The organism is Virgibacillus sp. (assembly GCF_013393565.1).
Taxonomy (GTDB): Bacteria; Bacillota; Bacilli; order Bacillales; family Amphibacillaceae; genus Virgibacillus; species Virgibacillus dokdonensis.
The window spans coordinates 1-22,196 of sequence record NZ_JABXHF010000008.1 but is presented as its reverse complement, the minus strand read 5'-3'; the positions used below and the strand labels follow the sequence as shown (position 1 = coordinate 22,196).

The 22,196-nt window shown below is 36.0% G+C and carries 18 protein-coding genes and 1 riboswitch; of the genes, 4 read left to right on the top strand and 14 right to left on the bottom strand.

The window, feature by feature from the left end:
• Positions 1-38: 38 nt before the first annotated feature.
• Positions 39-133, top strand: a riboswitch (TPP riboswitch).
• Positions 134-262: 129 nt separating this feature from the next.
• Positions 263-955 (top strand): thiaminase II, encoded by a 693-nt coding sequence (gene tenA, locus HLX49_RS02985; RefSeq protein WP_296360768.1) that lies wholly within the window; start codon positions 263-265, stop codon positions 953-955.
• A gap of 450 nt (positions 956-1,405) precedes the next feature.
• Entirely contained in the window at positions 1,406-2,065 is a 660-nt protein-coding gene (locus HLX49_RS02980) for a hypothetical protein (RefSeq protein WP_141130747.1), read from the top strand.
• Between the two features lie 299 nt (positions 2,066-2,364).
• Here the strand turns inward: HLX49_RS02980 and HLX49_RS02975 are convergent, their stop codons facing one another.
• From HLX49_RS02975 to HLX49_RS02945, 7 genes are all read right to left on the bottom strand, one after another.
• Positions 2,365-2,919 carry a cysteine hydrolase family protein gene (locus HLX49_RS02975; protein WP_077705953.1) on the bottom strand — a complete coding sequence of 185 codons (555 nt, stop codon included), beginning with the start codon at positions 2,917-2,919 and terminating at the stop codon, positions 2,365-2,367.
• A gap of 455 nt (positions 2,920-3,374) precedes the next feature.
• Positions 3,375-3,857: a hypothetical protein gene (locus tag HLX49_RS02970; protein ID WP_077705955.1), complete on the bottom strand. Its 483-nt coding sequence runs from the start codon at positions 3,855-3,857 to the stop codon at positions 3,375-3,377.
• Between the two features lie 406 nt (positions 3,858-4,263).
• The gene (fba, locus tag HLX49_RS02965) at positions 4,264-5,133 is read right to left on the bottom strand and encodes a class II fructose-1,6-bisphosphate aldolase (RefSeq protein WP_077705958.1); all 870 of its coding nucleotides are present in this window, start codon (positions 5,131-5,133) and stop codon (positions 4,264-4,266) included.
• A gap of 54 nt (positions 5,134-5,187) precedes the next feature.
• The gene (iolD, locus tag HLX49_RS02960) at positions 5,188-7,104 is read right to left on the bottom strand and encodes a 3D-(3,5/4)-trihydroxycyclohexane-1,2-dione acylhydrolase (decyclizing) (RefSeq protein ID WP_077705961.1); all 1,917 of its coding nucleotides are present in this window, start codon (positions 7,102-7,104) and stop codon (positions 5,188-5,190) included.
• A gap of 18 nt (positions 7,105-7,122) precedes the next feature.
• Positions 7,123-8,100: a 5-dehydro-2-deoxygluconokinase gene (gene iolC / locus HLX49_RS02955; protein ID WP_101932506.1), complete on the bottom strand. Its 978-nt coding sequence runs from the start codon at positions 8,098-8,100 to the stop codon at positions 7,123-7,125.
• Between the two features lie 255 nt (positions 8,101-8,355).
• Positions 8,356-9,171 (bottom strand): 5-deoxy-glucuronate isomerase, encoded by an 816-nt coding sequence (gene iolB / locus HLX49_RS02950; RefSeq protein ID WP_101932507.1) that lies wholly within the window; start codon positions 9,169-9,171, stop codon positions 8,356-8,358.
• A gap of 12 nt (positions 9,172-9,183) precedes the next feature.
• Positions 9,184-10,647: a CoA-acylating methylmalonate-semialdehyde dehydrogenase gene (locus HLX49_RS02945; protein WP_296360767.1), complete on the bottom strand. Its 1,464-nt coding sequence runs from the start codon at positions 10,645-10,647 to the stop codon at positions 9,184-9,186.
• Between the two features lie 211 nt (positions 10,648-10,858).
• Between HLX49_RS02945 and HLX49_RS02940 the strand changes: the two genes are divergently transcribed.
• Entirely contained in the window at positions 10,859-11,629 is a 771-nt protein-coding gene (locus HLX49_RS02940) for a DeoR/GlpR family DNA-binding transcription regulator (RefSeq protein WP_296360766.1), read from the top strand.
• A gap of 488 nt (positions 11,630-12,117) precedes the next feature.
• Here the strand turns inward: HLX49_RS02940 and HLX49_RS02935 are convergent, their stop codons facing one another.
• From HLX49_RS02935 to metG, 7 genes are all read right to left on the bottom strand, one after another.
• Complete coding sequence (locus tag HLX49_RS02935; RefSeq protein WP_077705974.1) at positions 12,118-12,507, bottom strand: tautomerase family protein; 390 nt, start codon at positions 12,505-12,507, stop codon at positions 12,118-12,120.
• An 86-nt stretch (positions 12,508-12,593) separates the two neighbouring features.
• Positions 12,594-13,646, bottom strand: coding sequence for an inositol 2-dehydrogenase (gene iolG, locus HLX49_RS02930; protein WP_237342781.1), 1,053 nt, complete (start codon positions 13,644-13,646; stop codon positions 12,594-12,596).
• A gap of 15 nt (positions 13,647-13,661) precedes the next feature.
• Positions 13,662-15,257 (bottom strand): solute:sodium symporter family transporter, encoded by a 1,596-nt coding sequence (locus HLX49_RS02925; protein ID WP_077705977.1) that lies wholly within the window; start codon positions 15,255-15,257, stop codon positions 13,662-13,664.
• 35 nt (positions 15,258-15,292) lie between these two features.
• Positions 15,293-16,318: an inositol 2-dehydrogenase gene (gene iolG, locus HLX49_RS02920; RefSeq protein ID WP_077705980.1), complete on the bottom strand. Its 1,026-nt coding sequence runs from the start codon at positions 16,316-16,318 to the stop codon at positions 15,293-15,295.
• 75 nt (positions 16,319-16,393) lie between these two features.
• Complete coding sequence (gene iolE, locus HLX49_RS02915; RefSeq protein ID WP_483372442.1) at positions 16,394-17,302, bottom strand: myo-inosose-2 dehydratase; 909 nt, start codon at positions 17,300-17,302, stop codon at positions 16,394-16,396.
• Positions 17,303-18,155: 853 nt separating this feature from the next.
• Positions 18,156-19,391 carry an MFS transporter gene (locus HLX49_RS02910; protein ID WP_296360765.1) on the bottom strand — a complete coding sequence of 412 codons (1,236 nt, stop codon included), beginning with the start codon at positions 19,389-19,391 and terminating at the stop codon, positions 18,156-18,158.
• Positions 19,392-19,514: 123 nt separating this feature from the next.
• Entirely contained in the window at positions 19,515-21,155 is a 1,641-nt protein-coding gene (metG, locus tag HLX49_RS02905) for a methionine--tRNA ligase (protein ID WP_296360764.1), read from the bottom strand.
• Between the two features lie 178 nt (positions 21,156-21,333).
• Here metG and HLX49_RS02900 point away from each other — a divergent pair.
• The coding region (locus HLX49_RS02900) for an IS30 family transposase (RefSeq protein ID WP_296360763.1) at positions 21,334-22,196 on the top strand (863 nt) is incomplete at its 3' end.

The following is a 22,196-nucleotide window of genomic DNA, read 5'->3' as shown; positions in this document are numbered from 1 at the left end:
TTGACTTTGTATGACACTATGATATGCTTCAAGTATAGTATTTCTACTAGGGGAGCCCCACTGGCGGCTGAGACAACGACCCTTAGAACCTGATCTGGTTTGTACCAGCGGAGGGAAGTGGAAAACTACTTAACAGCGTTATCTGTTTCATGTTTATATGTATGGACAAAAAGTCCTTTTACACAGATAGGTTGCGTGTATTAAGTATATCCCTTTCTTCCTCGAGCAATGAAAACATGTATGTATGAGGAGGAATTTTTTTATGTCATTTACAGACACATTACGAGAAGTAACCGCAAAGAGTTGGGAGCAAAGTGTAAAACATCCATTTGTAAAAGGGATTGCCAAAGGTGATTTATCCCTAGACATTTTCAAGTATTATATTTTACAAGACATTTATTACTTGAAGCACTATGGAAAAGTCCATGCCTTGGCAGCTACATTAGCTGAAGATTTTCAAGTAACAGCTATGCTAGCTGACAAAGCAAAAGGAACTGCACAAGCAGAGCTAACCGTTCATAAACAGCATGCAGAAATCTTAAACATCACAGATACAGATTGGGATAATTTCAAACCAGCCCCAACTGCTTACGCCTATACATCACACTTATATCGCGCTGCAGCATCTGGAAGCCTAGGTCAAGCTATTGCAGCCATGTTGCCTTGTTATTGGTTATACGCAGATATCGGAAAAACGTACGAAAATGCAAAACCAACCGAAAAAATCTATCAAAATTGGATTGCTACCTATGCAAGTGATTGGTTTCAAGATTCAACCAATGAACAGATTCATTTGCTTAATCAAATTGCATCCGAATCTACGGAGAAGCAAAAAGAAAAGATGAAAGAGCAATTTATCATTGCTAAAGAATACGAGCTTGCCTTCTGGGAGATGTCCTATATAAAGGAAAATTGGTTCTCTGACAGACATTGGCATGAGCTTTCGATGGCTTAAATAAATACAAAATCAGTGAGAGAAACCTATCTTTCACTGATTTTTTAATGTATAGAATTATTCCTCTTCTCCAGAAAATCTGTAAGTTCCAGGTTAATGATTATTTTTTATCATCATGAACATATAGAAAAATTGAACTACAATGGACACAACGAAATTTTTTCTGCATAATAACGATATATCCTAATTTTCAACTTACTACAACATGGATATAGAACAGATAATAATTGTTTATAGCTAGGAATGAATTCACTCTATATCCAGTCAAAACTATATTCTAGCCGAAAATAATTATCTAACATTTATTAATTTTGAAGGAGCGTTAATATGAACACTCTCCCCCTTTTATTAAGAAAACTTGTTACTTCTTACATACTAACTATCTTTATTGCTATCTACTTTGCAATCTTTTATCTATTCCCAATAGAATCAGCTTCCTATTATTTAGAAGTGGACTTTTTAGGGTGGACTTTCATTTATAGCATTTATATTTTTCCTGTACTGCTTTTATATGGAAGTCCTATTTCAATTATAGTAGAGCTCATTCATAAAAAAGGCATCTTTAAAAATAGATGGCTTTACATTCTATTACATAGTTTATTTGGAGGATTTTTCGGTATTATTGTGGTGACTCTTGACTCTTTTCTTTTTAATTGGTTATTCATTTTATTTGGCGCATTTTTGGCATTATTATACGCTGTGATTGATCGCATTCTCTATATAAAAATAAAAAGCAAAAAAGCAATTTGGATTAGTCTATCGTTTCCAGTTATTATATTAGCATTCATGTGGGGTGGTTTTCAATTTGCATCAGAGCCTCTCCCTCCATTTACTGCAGAAGATGCTATAAAATTTGCCTCAGAAGGAGATGAAATGCTAGCAAAATTCCCACAAAAAGAAGGTATTTCTAAAGTGAAAATTGACGGATACCATATAATTCAAGAAACAAAAGCTGAAATTATTGATGATGATACTTATATCCTATATTTTTTTGAAACATGGAGTAAAAATAGTGAAAGCGATTCATTTTCTGTTTCCTATAAGATAGACCGTAATTCTTCAACTTTGCACAACTCAGATTGGAACTATAGCCGTCCATTTGAATATTAAGTCTATCTAGTTTGGTAAATTTAAAGCGTTGGAAAACAGATTTTTTCTAAGAGGACAATAGATAAAGTGAACCTCAATGAGTGGTTTTCTCATCCCCCACTGATGTTAGTACCGCAAGGGTATCACCTAAAGGCAACTGAACGAATCGGGGATTTGGGTGCTGTTATCTCCCACTTAGACTTGATCAACTCACATCTCCAATTTTTGAAGTGGGAGGCTTACAGCACCTTATACTTTTTCTAAATTATTTGAGATAAACGAAAGGATTGCATAATTGCACCTTGTAATGAAATACTTTTTTATAAACTGTTAATTAGTTGCTCCGTTGTCCGTATCGTGGCAAATTCACCATGCAATGTAGCCAGAGATACATTATGTATAGTTTCTGCATCATAATATCTATTATTTTGATCTTTCAATCCAAATGCTGCAGTAGCATCTGAAATCAGATATGTATCAAACCCTAAATTACCACTCATTCTTGCAGTCGTTGATACACAATGCGGTGTAGTCAATCCCGTAATTACAACGGTTGATACTTCATTTGCTTTTAATTGTTCTTCTAAGTTAGTACCAATAAAACTACTGTTTACTTTTTTTGTAATGATAACTTCCCCCTCGATTGGTTCAACTATTTCTTTGATAGCAAAGCCTTTATTCGCCATATGAAATACGGAATGAGGATTATCAGACGTGTGTTGTATGTGAATTACTATCCACTTCTTTTCTCTCCATAATTGTAGTATTTTTCTCATATTATCTTCTGCATCTTGATTATTTCTCTCGCCCCATTTTTTATCATCAAAAGCCTTTTGTACATCGACCAAAAGTAAAGCTTTTTTCTTTTCACACATAAATTTCTCTCCTCCTAATGTTTTATCTACCATTTTTATTCTTATTTTAAATAAAAATTTTACATATTTTACAAAAAAAGATAATTAAAACGACTAGGTAGTGTAGCTACTTTTGAATATCTTCTTGTACATCATTAGGACAATTAAACTGTCGGTTGGGTTTCTATTATTCATTGTACTTCCCCTTCCTTATCTACTTTTAGCCTAATATAATTATTTCAAAATTGCTATCTTTTTTGTAAAAATCTAGGCAGAGTACCTTTATTGCCATAGATGGATCCCTTTATGGTTTAATTTGCAATATCCCCCACCGGCATTCTCCTAACTTATACTTATTGAATACAATAATAAAAACACCCAACAGTTAGTTTAATATCACGCTAACTTCAGGGTGTCCTCATCTATATTGTTACTTTATCATGTAAGAATTCAAGCAAAAGTAAAATGAAATGAACCTATGCACATTCCTTTAAAATACAAATTCCATATTGCTTTAGTTCCTTATGGATCACAGGACTATCAGCTATACCTTGACAATAACTGTATTCTAAGAAAACGGCATACATACTGTTCCATGCAGCCTCTAATTCGGTAAGTAAATCCTTTTGTTCCGTAGTAGTTAACGCTGCTTGTAATTGCTTGAAAATGTCATCAGCATGATCTTCTTCTTTTTTTAAATTTGAGTTTGTTAAAGCATTACGGTAGGCAACTTGGTGAATGCGCTCAACAAAAACGATGTTATTAAATGCCTTTCGTAATATATGCTGCTTAGCATCTTCTGTTTCTTTTTCGTCCGTAAACATATATCCTTCTTGTTCATCACACAGCATTTCTTCTGTTTGCTTCACGTGAAAGAAATTATACATGTCGTTCCATTCATTTACCGAATTAAAACAACCCGATGTTTCTTGAAAAACAGTCAAAGTGCTCGCTTTCATATTGCATCCCTCCATCAAAGTTAAGTTACCTTATTCCTGGCACATGCCTTCTACCGTCATAGATTTTGCATAATTCCAAAAATTATTCATTTGAAAAGTAATTTAGAGAATTATACAATATTTCACCTCACTATAATTAAATTTTCAAAATTAATCTGTACAATTATACTAACATATGTTCGTTTTTTTTGCACAGTTAAACCTCTTAAGATATGAAAGCTTTTTTACCTATACCCACCTTCGTTCATAGGTGGATTTGTTCATCCTTTCATCAACAATTTCTTGATTAACGCCATAAAATAACCGCAGAAAGTCACAAAAGCAAATTCGACTTCCTACGGTTACTATGATGTTTCAAGTTTAGTTAACTATAAGTTAAACACAAAACAAGCATCAACGATTACTTCTATTCTACTTTTTTCATTGCTTTATTACTTGAACCAAATTCTTGGATTTTTTCATGTACTGTTTCCTTCATTGCCTGTTTACTTAACTCCAATAATTTCTTTGGCTCATATACTTCTGGATTTTCTACTAAACTTTGTTGTAGTGCTTCTCTCCAAGCTATATTCATTTCAGTATTAATATTAATCTTAGCATGCCCCAAGCGTATTGATTTTTGCAGTTGGTCTAACGGTATTCCACTTGCTCCATGTAAGACAAGTGGGATTTCAACTTCTTTAGATATTTCAGCCATCTGCTTAAATCCTAGCTTTGGTTCACCAACATACTTCCCATGTACAGAACCTAGTGCAGCGGCAAGCGCATCGACTCTTGTTTTCTCCACAAGCTCTACACATTCTCGTAAATTGGCATAACAAATATTGCCTATTAGACCATCTTCATAACCACCAACCGTACCAATTTCTGCTTCAACGGATACACCATTTACATGTGCATAGTCTACTACTTGCTTCGTATTTTTAATATTCTCAGCAACTGGAAAATGGCTACCATCGTACATCACAGAGCTATATCCAGCGTCAATCGCTTCAAAACATCTTTCTACACTTTGCCCATGATCCAAATGTAATACAACCGGAACAGTAATTTGTTGAACTTCCATTAGATTACGAACCATATCAGAAATTAGTTTGAAACCACCAAGATAATCCACCAATCTATCCGAAGAAGCAATAATAACAGGAGCCTTTGCCTCTTGAGCTGCTTCTAATATAGCTTGTGGCCAAATAAGACCATTTATGTTAAAATGTCCTACAGCATATCCTGCTTGTTTAGCTTGAGGAAGTATATCATTTAATGTTACTAATGCCATGTTCATTTCTCCTATTTAATTTTACAAAGCTTTCTCTTTTACTTTATTTATTCCTTAATACCCTTTCGCCTGCTTCATTGCTTCTTGCTTATTTTGAAATGCCTTATTTATACTTTCCTTTTTAGAAACTTCAGATAAACCGACATTCCACCAACTTCCCTCATAGCCATCTGACATTGTTTTTGGAAGAACTTTAATTTCAATTAATGTAGAATTTGGTTGTTTTTTCGCATCTTCAATAGCTAGTCTCAATTCATCAAGATTACTTATTTTATAGGTCTTAGCGCCGTAACCCTCTGCTACTTTTGCATAGTCTATGTTTAAAATTGTACCAGCTGCTGTTCTAAATTCTGTTCCTTGGTTTGCGCACCCGTTACCCATTTGTAGATTATTAATACAACCAAATCCAGAGTTATCAAATAGAATAATATTAATTTTTTTATTGTATTGAATAGCTGTAACAAGTTCCGAATGTAGCATTAAGAAACTCCCATCACCAACAAAGGCATACACTTCTTTATCTGGTTCGGCTAGACGTGCTCCTAATGCACCAGCAATTTCATACCCCATACAAGAGTAACCATATTCCAAGTGATACGTATTAGGAACGACCGGATTCCATAATCTTTGCATATCTCCTGGTAATGAACCAGCCGCCGAAACAACAATGGCGTCTTCATTAAGCGATTCATTTAATGCAACAAATACTTCTGTTTGCGTTAGTTCTGTCTGTAAAACATTTGCGTATTCGTTTAACTTTTCTTGTGAAAAATGTCCGTCTATTTCAGGAACAAAATCTTTCCGTTTAAATTGAACATTTGCTAAACGCTTTCTTTCATCTAGCCATTCCCTTTTTAATTTTTCTAATTGCGTACCATAATTTGCCTTATATCCTTCTAATAGTGGCGCTAACTCCTTTAGTGTCGCTTTGGCATCACCGACAACTTGAAATGCGTCTAACTTATATGCTTGCATACGACTTATATTAATGTTAAGGAATTGACTTTTTTCCAAATTAAACAACGTTTTAGAAGAAGTGGTGAAATCGGTATATCTTGTACCAATACCAATAATTAGATCTGCCTCTTTAACTACCTTATTTGCAGCAGATGTACCTAAAATTCCTAGTCCACCTAAATTATTTTTGAATTGCCACTCTACAGTCGATTTCCCAGCATGTGTTTCTACTAATGGAATATCATGTCGTTCTGAGATGTGGATTAATTCCTCTCTTGCTTCTGAGTACTTACAACCACCACCAACAACAATTACTGGTTGATGACTGTTTTTAATTCTTTCTACACTTCCTTCCATTTCACGCTTTGTAGGTACTGTACGGTTGATATAATGTACGCGTTTTTGAAAGAATTCAATTGGATAATCGTACGCTTCCCCTTCTACATCTTGAGGTAAGCAAATCGTAGCTGGCCCCATCGTAGCTGGATTGGTCATTACTTCAAACGCTCTGATCAAAGCAGACATTAGCTGTTCTGGTCTTTGAACGCGATCCCAATAACGCGAAACGGCTTTAAATGCGTCATTTGTTGAAATAGCAATGCTTGACTCTTGCTCTATTTGTTGTAATACTGGATCTGGCTGTCTTGTAGCAAATGTATCTGCTGGTAAGAATAAAACAGGAATCTGATTAGCCAAAGCTGTGCCGGCAGCTGTTATCATATTCGCTGATCCTGGTCCAGCTGAACTAGATAAAGCATAGATCTTTTTACGTAGGGATTGTTTAGAAAAAGCAATTGCTGCATGAGCCATCCCCTGTTCGTTTTTTCCCATAAAGGTTTTTAAGTGGCCTGCGTCTTCTTCTAAAGCTTCCCCAATTCCAAGAACATTGCCATGGCCATATATATGAAAGATACCTTCAACAAAAGGATGTTCTTTGCCATCAACAGATAAATACTGCTGGTTTAAAAACTTTATTAACGCCTGGGCAGTTGTTAAACGAATGGTTGCTACCATAAAATCTCCCCTCCATATCTATTGGGACTGATCGTTGATTAAATCCTCAATCTCTGAAACGGTTGGCATCGCTTCAGAAGAACTATGCTTACTAACAACAATCGCTGCTGCTGCACTAGCATATTTTAAAGCGGTTTCTACATCTTTCTCATTAAATAACGCATAAAGAAATGCAGAAGCATAAGCATCTCCAGCACCAAATGTCTTTAAAACTTTGGTCTTGTAAGCGTTCGCTTTATATTCTTTTCCCTCTTTACTATATGCAAAAGATCCTTCGACACCGTGTTTAATGACAATTAATTCAGGCTCATATTTAAATAATTCCTTTACAGTATCTTGATTATCTCCTGCTTCTTTTCCCTCTAACATATCAAATTCATCACGGGTACCGATGACAATATTCGATTTTTGTGCTACTAATGTGTAATAAGTGGATACTTCTTCCTCTGATTTCCATGTGTATGGACGGTAGTCGATTTCAAAGATAACTTTTACATTGTTTGCTTTTGCGTATTCAACAGCAGTTAATACAGCCTCTCGAGAAGGACTTTGTGCAAGAGCTGTTCCAGATACTAAAAGAACTTCAGACTCACGGATATATCTTTCTTCCACCTCTTGTGGTGTTAAATAAAGATCTGCTACATTATCTCTATACATTAAGATAGAACATTCACTAGGACTCTTAATTTCTGTAAAGGCTAACCCCGACTTCCTTCCTTCTTGATCCGACACCATTTGCGATGTATCTACACCTTTTCCAGCCATATAAGTCGTTATAAATCTTCCGTGCTGATCATCGGATACTTTTCCAATAAACCCAACATTTAGCCCTAAATTTGACGTCCCAATAGCAATATTTGCTGGAGAACCACCGACATACTTTTGAAAAGTCATAGTTTCTTCCATTGGCCGATTATATTCAACAGCATTTAAATCAATACACGCTCTACCAATAGCGATTATATCCATTTTTTTATTTCTTTTTTTTAACCTCATGCTCTTATCCTCCAATTTCCAATTAGAAAGTTTGTTCACCTAGTCACTACAGATAACTGTTTCCCATATGAAGAGTATATGTGTAATAAAATGAAGCTTTATCTTTCATGATTTACTGCTGTGCTAGAGGCGCTGTGATCTCCCACTTAGATTTGTTCAGCAAGCATCTCCAATTATTGAGATAATAATGTTACAGCGCCGTCCAGATATATTATCAATTCATCTACACCTATTTCTTAGGGGGATGAATGCGTTTTACTTCCTCTTTAAAATCCACTCATGATCTAAATCGTTATGAAACTTCCAAATCTTTTTAGGACCAGCCATGACATTTAAATAATAGGAAGTGTAACCATCTGGCACTCCAACAGGGTGATAGCCTTTGGGAACGGAAACTACATCCCCATGCTCTACACTCATCGTTTCATCTAAAGAACGATCATCTGTATACACACGCTGGAACACAAAGCCTTGTTCAGGGTCTATTTCATGATAATACGTTTCCTCTAAAAATGATTCTTCTGGCAAATTATCCTGATCATGCTTGTGAGGAGGGTAACTTGAAAAATTACCCTCATCCGTATATACCTCTACAACTAGTAAACTACTAGATACAGCTGAACTATCTGGTAATATATTGTGTACCATTCTTTTATTCTGATATTTCCCTCGATGCTCTACAGAGTTATCAGCTGCCCGTATCACTTGAGCTTGCCGTTTTTCTGTTGCAGGTGCATAGCATAATGCTATCTTACAAGCACTTTTTGCAGCTATTTTAAATGTAGAATCCTTTGAAACATAAACACTATCTGTCGGTTTCTTTTCAAATACGGAATCGCGTGTTCCTAATTCTTCAAACAGTTGATCTCCTGTTTTTACAGAAGCCTTTCCTGTTAAAACAACAATACATACTTCTTTATCAGTCAATTCTTCAGCATAGGTCGCTTGTTCATCCAACTGAATGAGTTTAAATGCGACGTATTTTAAATCGGAATTTCTTTCATGAACATCTTGCAAAATAGTAACTCCAGAAACGTTATGATCGTTCGGTTTGTATTGCAACTTACTCATAACCATGCTCCTTTATTTAAAATCTTTTGTTGCATATCTAGCGGTAACCACTTTCTTATGTGTGTAGAATTCAACACCGTCTTTTCCATTGGCGTGCAATGTTCCATAAAAAGATGATTTCCACCCTGAAAACGGGAAGAATGCCATTGGTGCTGGAACACCTAAGTTAACTCCGAGCATACCCGCATCTATATTTTCACGGAAATAACGGATTGCATTTGCACTATTCGTGAACAAGCATGCACCATTAGCGAATACAGATTTATTGGCCAATTCTACTCCTGCTGCCAGATTCTTCACTTTCACAACACAAAGAACAGGCGCAAATAATTCCTCTTTCCAAATGGTCATTTCTGGAGTGACATCTGTAAATATAGTTGGACCGACAAAATATCCTTCACTTGGAATTCCTTCACGACCATCCAATACTAATGTAGCACCTTCGTCTACACCTTTTTGAATATAATCAAATGTTTTTTGCTGATGTTCTTTACGAATAACTGGCCCTAAAAACACCTCTTCATCTAATCCATTTCCCATTTTTAATTGTTTAGCTTCAGATGCCAGCTGTTCCATGAATGCATCATAAATACCTTCTTCTACTGCCACAACGGATGCAGCCATACATCTTTCACCAGCAGAACCATAAGCAGCAGCGATTACATTCCGAATCGTTTCATCTAAGTCTGCGTCATTTAAAACAATGGTATGGTTTTTAGCACCAGTTAAAGCTTGCACGCGCTTAAGATTTTCAGAACCTTTTTGGTAAACATACTTTCCAACAGGTTCTGACCCTACAAAAGATACTGCTTGTATTTCTGGATGTTCGAGTATTCCATTCACTACATCATGTGCACCATTTACAATTTGAAACACACCATCTGGAAGACCAGCTTCTTTAAACAATTCAGCTAATTTTTCTGTTAAAAGTGGCGTACGTTCGGATGGTTTCAAAATAAATGTGTTTCCACATGCAATGGCCATTGGGAACATCCAACAAGGCACCATCATTGGAAAATTGAAAGGTGAGATTCCGCCAACTACACCAATAGGGTAACGATAATTGGTCGCTTCTACATCGGTAGCAATGGATGATAATGAATCTCCCATTGTTAAAGAAGGTGCTCCAGCAGCAAATTCTACATTTTCAATTCCACGTTGCACTTCCCCTAGAGCTTCACTGTATGCCTTTCCATTTTCAATCGTTATTAAACGAGCAAGATCCTCCTTGTTTTCCATGAGTAACTGTTGGAACTTAAATAAGATACGTGCTCTTTTTGGTACAGCAGTGTTACTCCATAATTGAAAAGCTTCACTGGCTATTTCTACGGCTTCATCTAATTCTTTTTTTGTGGAAATAGGAACTCTTGCAACGACTTCCTCTGTTGCTGGATTTAAAACATCTTCAAAAGTTTTCGTTTCACTTCCAACCCATTTTCCATTCACAAAGTTTTTCAAAGTTCTAATTTCACCCATTATGAACACCTCTTTTTGAGTTTTATTGTTATCTTTTGATTAACATTTAGTTATATGTTGATTACAATTCAATATTATATTAAACTTATATTAAAGTCAAGGTTTGATCATTTATTATCATCACTTTATTATTAAAACATGGTTAACTGTTGATTAACTACTATGAAAATGGTATCTTGAAATACAATAATATGACTAAGGAGCGCTTAAAATGAAATTAAAAAGAATACAGGAAATTGAAGCTTACGTTCACGAAAACGGTAGTGCAAGCATTGATGAACTTTGTGATAAGTTTAATGTGTCTAAAAACACTATTCGTCGTGATATAAACAAAATTGTAGAAAATGGGACAATAAAAAAAGTCTATGGTGGAGTTGCTTCTGTTTCTAATCAGCTTAAACCCTACGAGCATCGCCACTCCAGCCATTCAGAAGAGAAAATAGCCATTGGTAAAGCCGCAGCGACGGAAATTGAGGATAACGATCTTGTTTTTATTGATTCCGGTACAACAACTAGTTGTATAGGCGATTTTTTTGATCCGGAAAAAAGAGTAACCATCATTACCAATAACTTAAATATTATTAATAAAGCCGCTGAGTTAAGTAATTATCAGCTCATATTAATAGGTATGACATATAAACGTGCTACCAGATCTTTTGTCAATGTAGAGTCTTGGGAATACTTTAAACGCATCAATATTACCAAAAGCTTTATGGCAGCAACAGGACTTTCAATTGAACGCGGTGTTACGAATTCAGATTTACTAGAATATGATATTAAAAGCCGCATTGTCGAAAAGACGGATCGAAACATTCTGCTAGTCGATCATTCAAAATTCGATAAAGCCGCTTTAGTCACCTATTCAAATGTTGAAAAGTTTCATCAAATCATTACTTCAGATTCTATTCCAGAAAACTATAAAGTCTATTGTAAGGAGAAAGGTATTAAAATTAATTATGTCAATCAAAATAAAAGTCATTAAACTTCTAAAATCCCTTGCTCATCCACCTTCATTTGCTAGGGGCTAATGTTATACATTCTGCCCTTTTCTTTCCCCTTACCCACGCTTCTTAAAATACGGCATTGTGTTGCTACTTTTTCAATTTTTACATGCTATTAGCTATATTTTCTCATTATCTCCATTCCATTTTTATATTACCAAAGTCTTTATAACCTAGAACGCCATCTCTTTCTCATACTATAACCCTAAAAATTTTATACTTTCCTATCGTGCAAAATAAAAAAACATAACAGGATAAAGTGATTCTCAATCGGCGGGGTCTCACCCCACCGATTATCAGTAACCCAAGGATATCATCGCCTCTTAAGAAGGAAGTGACTTAGATGTTTTATGTACCACTTAGACTTGTACAGATTCGCATCTCCAATTCTTTGAGCGAGAGTGTTACAGCACCTTCTACCCGGGATAAATAGCACTTTATCTATTCTGTTACGTTTTTTGTATTAAATCTATAACTCACCATTTAAAAATTGTGCCTCACCAAATCCAAAGCTCCAATCGCTTGCACTGTTCGTCACAATTGAAACCATTACATCCTTCGAGTCCATACCGCAAATCTCATTCAATTCCTTGACAAGGAGGTTATAGAATAATTTCTTTTGCTTATCCGTTCGAGGTGTACTTCTTACAGAAATAGCCACAACTTCATCGCTTCTTTTAAATCCTAAGCCTGTATCTTCTATGATTAGTTCATGTTTGGGATGCTGATGAACTATTTGATATCTATCACCCTCAGGAACTTCAAATGCTTTAACAACAGCACGGTGAGATGCATCTAATAATAACTTGATTTCTTCTTCCGTCCTACCTTCTATCAAATCAAACGTAAGTAACGGCATATACCTTCCCCCCTATTGTTAATACCTTATTTTTATACGACATCTATAAGATTTAATTTTCTCCATTATCCACAAACAGAAAAAAATTATTGATATTTTTCTACTTTTATTGGAAGTCCAGTTAATAACGATTCTTTTGCCGCAGAAGCAATTCGCTGTGCCATGATGCCATCAACGAAGCCACAAGGAACTTCCTCATCGTTATTAATTGCTTCAAAAAACTGTTCTACCTCTTCAATAAAAGCATCATTATATCTTTCTAAAAAGAAGTGTAGCGGGTTACTACTTTTTACACCCTCTTTTAATAGAACCTCAACACTAGATTCTTTTTCATTATTTACTTTTGCTGATCCTTTTGACCCAAATGCCTCTAATTGCTGATCATATCCATATACAGCTTGTCGACTATTGTCAATAACACCTACTAAACCGTTTTCAAATTTTAAAGTAATTAATGCTGTGTCAATATCTTCATACTGCTTAATCTCTGGATTTATGAGCGCTCCACCTACCACATATACTTCTTCAACCTCAGAACCCGATATGAAACGGGCCATATCAAAATCATGAATACTCATATCCATAAATATACCACCAGAGTGAGATACATATTCCAAAGAGGGTGGTTCGGGATCTCGAGATTGAATCTTTAAAATATGCAAATCACCAATAGCTTTATTTTTTACCAACTCTTTCGTTTTTGCAAAGTTACGATCAAATCTTCTATTAAAGCCCAATTGAAACTTCACACCAGCTTGTTTTACTACCTTATGAGCTTTACACGTATTTTCATCCGAAAAGCATATCGGCTTTTCGCAAAAGATGTGCTTTCCTGCTTTTGCTGCTTCTGTGATAATTTGAACATGCAAACTGGTAGGAGCACATATAAAAACCACATTAATTTCTGGATCGCTTATAATATTTTTATAGTCTTTGGTTAAATTTTCCACTCCAGACTCAGAAAACCAATCTTTCATATGATCAGCCTGGGGATCTGATACTGTTTTCAGACGTACATTAGGCATATTTCTCATATTATTAATATGCAATCTCCCAATTCTTCCTGCTCCAATTACTCCTACTACATTCACTTTTTCTTTTTCCATGATTTGATATCCTCTCTCTTTTAGATATTTCATCGTTGTTATTTTCCTTTAATTAGCTAACACAACAGGCGAGAAAACAGTATACATAATTACCACTAATAACAAAGCTATGGCACTCACCCATTTCACATGTTTCCAAGGAGTCATATCAACCTTATTAAGATTTGCTTGGAATTGAAAAGGTTCTTTTAATGGATTTATTCTTGTTGACATCCATAAAACGAAACAATCTAATATAAATAAAACACTAAATATATAAAGATAGTTTATCTCAGCGAGCAACCCTTGAGCTGCAATATAAACAACAAGGTGGAAGGAGAAAGTAATTTTGGCCCCTTGCGCAGTAACTCGCTTGTTCCAAAAACCAAATAGAATAATAACTAGTAACGGCAAACTATATAACCCGTTAAACTCCTGTATAACGTTATATAAGCCAGTTGGTGCAAAAGCAATTAATGGCGCAATGATTATTGATATAAACCCAACAATGACGGTTACAATTTTCCCCATCCTAGCGACTTGTCTATCTGTTGCATCTTTATTAAAAATTGGCTTGTAAAAATCCAAAGAAAACAAAGTGGCCGTTGAGTTTAATGAACCAACAAATGAGCTTAATATTGCACCAAATATAACAGCCGCAAAGATGCCATATGCCCATTCAGGTAACACTGCCGAAACTAAACTCGGATAAGCGTCATCTTGATTAGCAATGCCTCCATCAAACATATTAAAAGCAACAATACCCGGTAATACTAGAAATAAGGCTCCAAAAACTTTAAAGAAAGCTACATAAAGCGCACCTTTTTGTCCTTCTTTCAAACTTTTTCCACCTAGCGCTTTTTGCACAATCATTTGATTACAACACCAAAAATATAAATTATTGAACAACATCCCTAACATTAAGGTAGGCCACGGGACATAATCAGAATCTATAGCGCCCCAAGCATTTAACTTTTCCGCTGTATTTTCACGAATAAAATGAACCCCGTCCATAGCGCTTCCATTTCCAAGTGTCACTATTCCCAAGATTAATATCAGTATACCTCCTGTAAGTAGACCAAATCCATAAATAGTATCACTAAAAGCACTTAATGAAAGCCCTCCCATTAAGAGGTATAAAACTCCTACAGCGCCAATAAAAGCTGCACAAATAGCAACTGCTATTAGTGGATCTACACCTAGAATTTCATCTATGTTAAACAACTTATTAAAAACCAAAGCTCCAGAATAAAGTACTACAGGCAAAAATGAAGTCAAGTACGTAAACATAAACAGTATGGAGATAAGCCTTTTTGTAAACGTATCATAGCGAATTTCAATAAAGTCAGAAATCGTATTTACGCCATACTTCATGTACCTCGGAAGAAAAACTAAAGCTAATAAAACAATCGCAATTGCAGAGGTGACCTCCCAAGCCATGACTTCCATACCAGCTGCATAACTTTGACCATTCTGTCCAACTAGTTGTTCTGTTGATAAGTTCGTCATAATGATTGTCCCTGCTATAGACAACCCCGTTAGACTATGACCTCCCATAAAAAATCCTTCTGCAGTAGAAATATCAATATTTCTACTTTTCCGCCATGCATAAAGCCATACTAGAGCTATAATGACAACAAATGTCACTAGGGCAAACGCATTCAATGTATCCCCCTCGTTTCTAACTTCTTTTAATGAAATTATTTAGATATTTCGATCATTTTTCCAGCGTCAACCGATTCTTGACAAGCATTCGCAATTACTGTACTTTCCAAACCATCGTATACAGTTATACCTGGTTGTTTCCCATCCTGAATACACAAAATAAATTCTTTCATCTCTCGGAAAAAGGCCTCTTTAAAACGTTCTGAAAAATGTTGCGAAGTAGGCCTTACCACTCCTTGATTATTAAAAATGGAAACTTGATTCTTTTCAGGTTCCTGCGCAATGCGCAGCATTCCTTTTGACCCTATTAGTTCCGTTTCCACATGATAACCGTGCGCCGCATTTCTACCGGCAACTAAAAGAGCCATTGTATCATCCTCTAATTGCATCATAGCGGCTCCAGTTTCTAAATCACCTAAATCATCTAATTCAGGATAAGTAGTATTCTTTCCAATTGCCCACACGCGTTTCACTTCTTTTCCAGAGAACCATCTGACTAAATCGATATCATGGATAGCCATGTCAGCGAATAGCCCACCACTTTTACTGTTTGTTGCAAATTTCACAAAATTTTCTAATTCAGAAGCTGGATCAATGCCATAACAGCGAATTAAAGTTAAATCACCAATTTCACCATTGTCTACCTTTTGTTTTGCGTATTGATAAGACTTATCATAACGTCTCATAAAGCCTAAGTGGAATATTTGTTTCGGATAACCTTCTACTACTTCAATCGTTTTTTCTATATCTTCTACTTCTACACCGATTGGCTTTTCACAAAATACATGCAGCCCTTTTTTCATAGCTAAACGGATATGTTCACCATGAAGCCCCGATGGAGAAGCAATCACTACTGCATCAATTTCAGCATCCAAGAGCATATTTTCAAAACTTGTATACGTTTTCTCCACACCTAGCTTTGTTTTTGCCATTTGGAGTTCTTCATCCACAAAACTACAAACAGCTACCAATACAGCTTCTGGAATTCTCTCCACAATATTTTCAGCATGAGTAAAACCCATTCTTCCTAAACCAACAATTCCCAAATTTATTTTCTTCAATTAGCTCCCAGCCCCTCCTGTGTCATAAATATTCGACTTATTTTAGATAGAATGATGAGATGACGCCAGAGAAAATTACTGTATAGATGCCAATGATTTATTTAAAGGCAATAATGTCTCATCAATGTACTTTTTTCCTTTTAAGGCATATTCTAAAGGATGCGCTTTATTAGGATCTTGTTCTGCTTCTATAATAATCCACCCTTCATATCCAGATGCAAGCAATTTTTTATAAACTGGGACAAAATCAATATTCCCATCACCAGGAACCGTGAACATTCCAGCTAAAAATGATTGTAAAAATGATTTCCCCTCTTTGTTACATTCCTCTTTTTCATCTTTACGAACATCTTTAAAATGAACATGTTTTATTCTATCTATATGCTTATTTAGTAGATGCATATATTCATCATCAGACACATAGATATGCCCTGTGTCATAAAGCAAATTCACATAATTTTGGTCTGTATTGTACATTAAACGATCGACCTCTTCTAGGGTTTGAATACCCGTTCCCATATGATGATGATAGACAAGTTTCAACTCATATTCATGCGCTACCTTACCAAGAAGATCTAATCCGCTACATAAACGGTCCCATTCTCCATCTGAAAAAAACGGTTTTTCGGCAAATACATTCTTATCAGTTCCCTGAATGCTATACGTTTGTTCAGATACTACAGCGACATCTGCATTTACCGCATTTAAATATTCACAATGCTTACGAAATGCTTTTTCCGCCTCTTCGATACCATCTCGAATAATATAACTACTAAACCACTTACCAGCAATTCTTAATTTGCGAAGTTCCAATTCCTTATTTAATACTTCTGCTTCCGGAAAGAAGCCTCCCACTTCTGTTCCTGCATAATCAGCAACAGCAATGTCACTTAAAACATGTGATAGCGTGTTTTCTGCTCCAATTTCAGGAATGTCATCATTTCTCCAACCAATCGGTGCGATTCCCCATGCAATATTCGTCATTAAAATTACACCCTTCCATATTTTATTAATAAAGTTAACCAATAACTTGTTAATTATATCCTAATAAAAGTAAAAACAACAACTTAATATCATATCTTGGTTAAGTATTGGTTATGTTTGATTACATTATATATTTAAAAGCGTTTACAGTCAATAATTTCTTTGTGACATATTAATGTATAACAAGGTGTATTAAAATTTCTGTATAATTTGGTTGTTTTTTGGTATTATTTTGATTAAGTACAACTATAATGTAGACATAGGTGATCATCATTATAAAACCCATTGATTCACTCCACATTAGAAAAACTTGGCTTGTCGCCAAGTCTTATGGCGAATGGCGTAGTTTTTCTTATACCATAAACCTATAGACTTTTATACTTTCCTATAGTGGAACAAAGGCACAAGCCCCCGTTTAGCAACGTAGCGAGTGGAACGAAACCACTGAAGTTTTAGGAACCATGCCACTAAATCAGGGGTATGCCGACGCCCTAAGGCAAGCCCGTTTTTTAGTCGACCTCAATATTTAGCACGAACCGATGGTGACTTAGCTTAGGGCAATGAAGTGAAGTCGCCTAGTTGGTGGGCGCTGGAGCCGGACGGGGCTCATTCGGTTATTTGGTTACGCCATAGCATCAAATTTTATACTTTCTTATCTTTTAAAAAAAGCTTGGCTTATCGCCAAGCTTTTTTATATATAGAGGCTAAAAATGAAAATGTAACGTCTGCTAAATCTTAGAAAACTTGTTGAAAGCCGCTTATTAGGCTTTTTTTTACCTCAAATTTGATAATTTTAATCCTAAAGTTACCTTACCTTTTCAAAAGAAATATTGGTGCCTTCTTCCTTAATTATTCACACTTCCATATCCAACGTCTCATCCATACGCACTCTAGCAACTACACCAGCTAAAAATGGCAATAAAGCTACCATTCCTATCGCCCAGCCGACCCCCATCACATCAGCTATGAGTCCAGCTAGTAACGCACCAAAAGCATAGCCGCTATCTCGCCAAAACCGATACACCCCCATTGAAGAAGCTCTCCAGTTAGGTGCAGCGACATCACCAATAGCAGCTTGCAACGTCGGATAAACCATTGCCGTTCCTAAACCTAATATTAAAGCTCCAGCGACCCATAGTGAAAAACTGCTAACTAGCAAAATAAACCACAGCGCAATAGCTTGTATCCACATGCCATAAGTAATTAATTTCTTTCTACCAATTTTATCACTTAATATTCCTGTAAATAATTGAAAAAACCCCCATGCAGCTGGGTATAATGCAACTATGGTTCCAGTTTGCGCTACCGATAATCCAACAGAAGTAAAATATAATGGGAACAACCCCCATGCCATTCCATCTTTGAGATTAGTAGATAGACCTGAAAAGCTAATAGCTGAAAGATTCTTGTCCTGCCATGTAGTTAATTGAAAGATTTTTCTCGATGATAAATCTCCTCCACTATTTGTCATAGCTGCGCTTTGCTTCATTTGTAACTCTATATGATGCCTTGTATCTCTCACAGTTAATGATAACAGTATCCCTACCACCGAAATTCCTATTCCGATATAAAATGGCTGGGGTCTCAAAGAATAAGTAGAAGCGACATAACCTGAAATAGCTGCCAATAAAGCTACTCCAGAATAACCAGCGAATTCATTTAACCCCACTGCTGTTCCTCTTTCATTCGACTTGGAAAGATCAATTTTCATATTAACCGTCATGGACCAAGCCAATCCTTGATTAATTCCCAGTAAGATATTGGCAAAAACGATAACCCACCATGCATGCGCAAAAATAATCAACATAGGAACAGATAAACCGACGATCCAACCAAGTAATAACACCTGCTTACGACCAAATCGATCTGCTATATGACCAGCAAAATAATTTACGATCGCCTTAGAAAAACCAAAGCTGATAATAAAAGACAACGCAGCACTTGTTGATGCCAGTCCGAATTGATCTTCGCCTATAATCGGCAAAACGGTTCTTTCTATCCCAACCATTGAACCAACAAACAAGTTCGTAATTACTAATAAGAAAAACTGAACATAATTCTCCTTCATTCCTAGCTTGAATTCACTCATTTTATTCACCTTTGCTTTCTAAAAATTCAGGTATTCGCCAATTCTTTTAGCGAAAGCCGTAGTTCTTCTTATACTAGACCTTTAGACTTTTGTACTTTCCTATCGTACAAGAAAGCAATCCCCTTATAAAGAGGATTGCTTTCTTAACTGTTCTATTTCTTTATCAATAACAATGACATCGATTCTTTCAAATAACGGTTCAGAAATGTTTATAGAAGATGAATCATTACTATCAATGGCTTTCCATTGTATTTCCTCTATGTTAAATGCTTGTTTCAATTTATCACTGGAAAATGGTAGAAACGGATGTAATAACTGAGCTAAATTGACAATAATATAGACACAACTTCTTAACGTATTTTGACAATCTTTAGGAGAAGTTTTTACTTGAAGCCATGGCTTTTGCTGATCAAAATATTTATTAACACCCCTAATAAACTCAAAAATTAACTCTAGCGCTTGTTTAAAATGAGTGTGTTCAATCATTGTACCCACTTGATGATAAAGCTCATCTACCTGATGCTTCATTTCTTTATTAATCTGTCCTTCAGGCACGACTCCATGAAAGAATTTTTCAATAAATTTCACACTCCTATTCACAAAGTTACCATAAGCTCCAAGCAGCTCGCTATTATGGCTATAGACAAATTCACGCCAGGAAAAATCAGCATCTCTATGTTCAGGAGCATTGATTGTTAAGAAATATCGTATGGAATCTGGGTCATATTTCTCCAACATGTGCGGGACCCAAACCGCCCAGTTTTTGCTAGTAGATAGCTTTTTCTTCTCGATCGTTACATACTCATTAGAAACCATATAAGTTGGAAGGGCCGGCTTATTTATACCTAATAATATACCTGGCCAAATAATTGCATGAAACGGGACATTATCCTTTCCATGAACATAATAAGAGATCGCGTCCTCCCCCCAAAAAGAAGTATGATCCTTATGATTATCCTCTGCCCATTTTTTACTAGCGGTATAATAACCAGCAACTGCTTCAAACCAAACGTAAATTTTTTTGTACTCATAACCTTCAACAGGTACAGGTACACCGACTGGTAGGTCTCTTGAAATTGCTCTATCATGTAAGCCTTCCTGTAAATATCTTTCTGCTATTTTAAGTGCATTTTCTCGCCAAGTCCCCGTTTCTTTCATATCTTTGAGGTAATGCTCCAATAACTGTTGAAAAGTACTCAATTTAAAATAAAAATGCTCTGTGTTTCTTGTTACAGGTGAACTGCCACATAGTTTACATTTTTTATTCACCAGTTCTAATGATTCAAGTATCTTGGAGCAATGCTCACATTGATCTCCACGTGCTTCTTTTCCACAATGTGGACAAATACCTTCTACGAAACGATCAGGTAAAAACTGTTCACAAGTACTACAATAAGCTTGTTCCACCTCTTTGCGGTAAATGTTACCCTTTTCCATTAAGGTGGTGAATATTTCTCCAACCGTGGTATGGTGATGTTGTGCATCTGTACGTGTATAGCAATCGTAAGTGAAGCCAAGCTGATCAAAACATTGTTTAAACTCTTTATGATACGTATTGGCTATTTGTTTTGGTTCCACTCCCTCTTGTTTGGCCCGTATTGTAATAGGTGTTCCATTACAATCACTTCCAGACACATATAGCACTTGATCACCCTTTGCCCTGTAATAACGCGCTAAAATATCTCCAGACAAAAGACTAGAGATATGCCCTAAGTGCAATGATCCATTTGCATATGGCCAAGCACCGCCAATTAGTATATTCATCTCTTTTTTCCTCCCTTTATATAATCAAAATACCTTCCAAATGCTCCTTTAAAAAATTTAGAAAACTTGAACGAAAGCTTTTGTTTCCTAGATTGTAAAATTAAGCGAGACACCAAAAAAGACATGTCATGATATACTCAACGAATAACCAACCAAAGTTAAGGAGAGTGTATCTGACATGTCCTACACCCATCTTACCAAAACAGAACTGGTATTCATAGAGGAATATCATGAATTCGGCCTTTCTGGTCGAAAAATTGCCAATAAATTAAAGCGTGGCCATGAAGCTGTTTATCGTGTTATTAGACAACTGAAAGAAGGACTTACTGCGATAGACGTTTATCTACAATATCAAGCGAATAAAGCGACATGTGGTCGTAAAAAGATTCAATTAACACCTAACGAAAAAGCCTATATTCATGAAAAAGTCCGCGATGGCTGGACGCCTGATGTAATAATCGGACGAAACGAAAAGACTATCTCCTGCAGCATGCGCACGCTTTATCGAAAGTTTTCATCAGGCGAATTTAACCAAAATGATTTACCTATGCAAGGCAAACGCAAACCAAATGGTCACCAGGAAAGAAGAGGAAAACAAAAATTTCGCCGCACCATCCTTGATCGTGATCACGATCACCCAAATTACAAGAAAGAATTTGGTCATCTAGAAGGAGATACCATTGTGGGACGTCATCACAAGAGCGCTGTCATCACGCTTGTTGAGCGTTTAACAAAATGCATCATCGCAATTAAACCAGCTGGTAGACAGGCAACCAATATTGAAACATCGCTCAATCAATGGTTTGAGCGATTACCAAAACACTTATTTAAGTCCATTATCTTTGACTGCGGGAAAGAGTTTTCCAATTGGAAATCCATCAGCAATGAACAAGATGTTGATATTTATTTTGCAGATCCTGGAACGCCATCCCAAAGGGGGCTAAATGAGCATTCCAACGGTCTTCTGAGAAAGAATGGGCTACCAAAAGAAATGGACTTTAATCCTGTGTCACAAGAGTATATTTCTGAGGTTGCACTCCG

Bases quoted from the DNA above. Each gene is read 5' to 3' on its own strand.
- iolE (WP_483372442.1), bottom strand. From the start codon at position 17,302: ATGACGAATATTGCATGGGGAATCGCACCGATTGGTTGGAGAAATGAT.
- fba (WP_077705958.1), bottom strand. From the start codon at position 5,133: ATGGCATTAGTAACATTAAATGATATACTTCCTCAAGCTAAACAAGCA.
- iolD (WP_077705961.1), bottom strand. From the start codon at position 7,104: ATGGTAGCAACCATTCGTTTAACAACTGCCCAGGCGTTAATAAAGTTT.
- HLX49_RS02975 (WP_077705953.1), bottom strand. From the start codon at position 2,919: ATGTGTGAAAAGAAAAAAGCTTTACTTTTGGTCGATGTACAAAAGGCT.
- metG (WP_296360764.1), bottom strand. From the start codon at position 21,155: ATGAATATACTAATTGGCGGTGCTTGGCCATATGCAAATGGATCATTG.
- HLX49_RS02940 (WP_296360766.1), top strand. From the start codon at position 10,859: ATGAAATTAAAAAGAATACAGGAAATTGAAGCTTACGTTCACGAAAAC.
- HLX49_RS02935 (WP_077705974.1), bottom strand. From the start codon at position 12,507: ATGCCGTTACTTACGTTTGATTTGATAGAAGGTAGGACGGAAGAAGAA.
- tenA (WP_296360768.1), top strand. From the start codon at position 263: ATGTCATTTACAGACACATTACGAGAAGTAACCGCAAAGAGTTGGGAG.
- iolB (WP_101932507.1), bottom strand. From the start codon at position 9,171: ATGAGTAAGTTGCAATACAAACCGAACGATCATAACGTTTCTGGAGTT.
- iolC (WP_101932506.1), bottom strand. From the start codon at position 8,100: ATGAGGTTAAAAAAAAGAAATAAAAAAATGGATATAATCGCTATTGGT.
- HLX49_RS02970 (WP_077705955.1), bottom strand. From the start codon at position 3,857: ATGAAAGCGAGCACTTTGACTGTTTTTCAAGAAACATCGGGTTGTTTT.
- HLX49_RS02945 (WP_296360767.1), bottom strand. From the start codon at position 10,647: ATGGGTGAAATTAGAACTTTGAAAAACTTTGTGAATGGAAAATGGGTT.
- iolG (WP_237342781.1), bottom strand. From the start codon at position 13,646: ATGAAATATCTAAAAGAGAGAGGATATCAAATCATGGAAAAAGAAAAA.
- HLX49_RS02910 (WP_296360765.1), bottom strand. From the start codon at position 19,391: ATGAGTGAATTCAAGCTAGGAATGAAGGAGAATTATGTTCAGTTTTTC.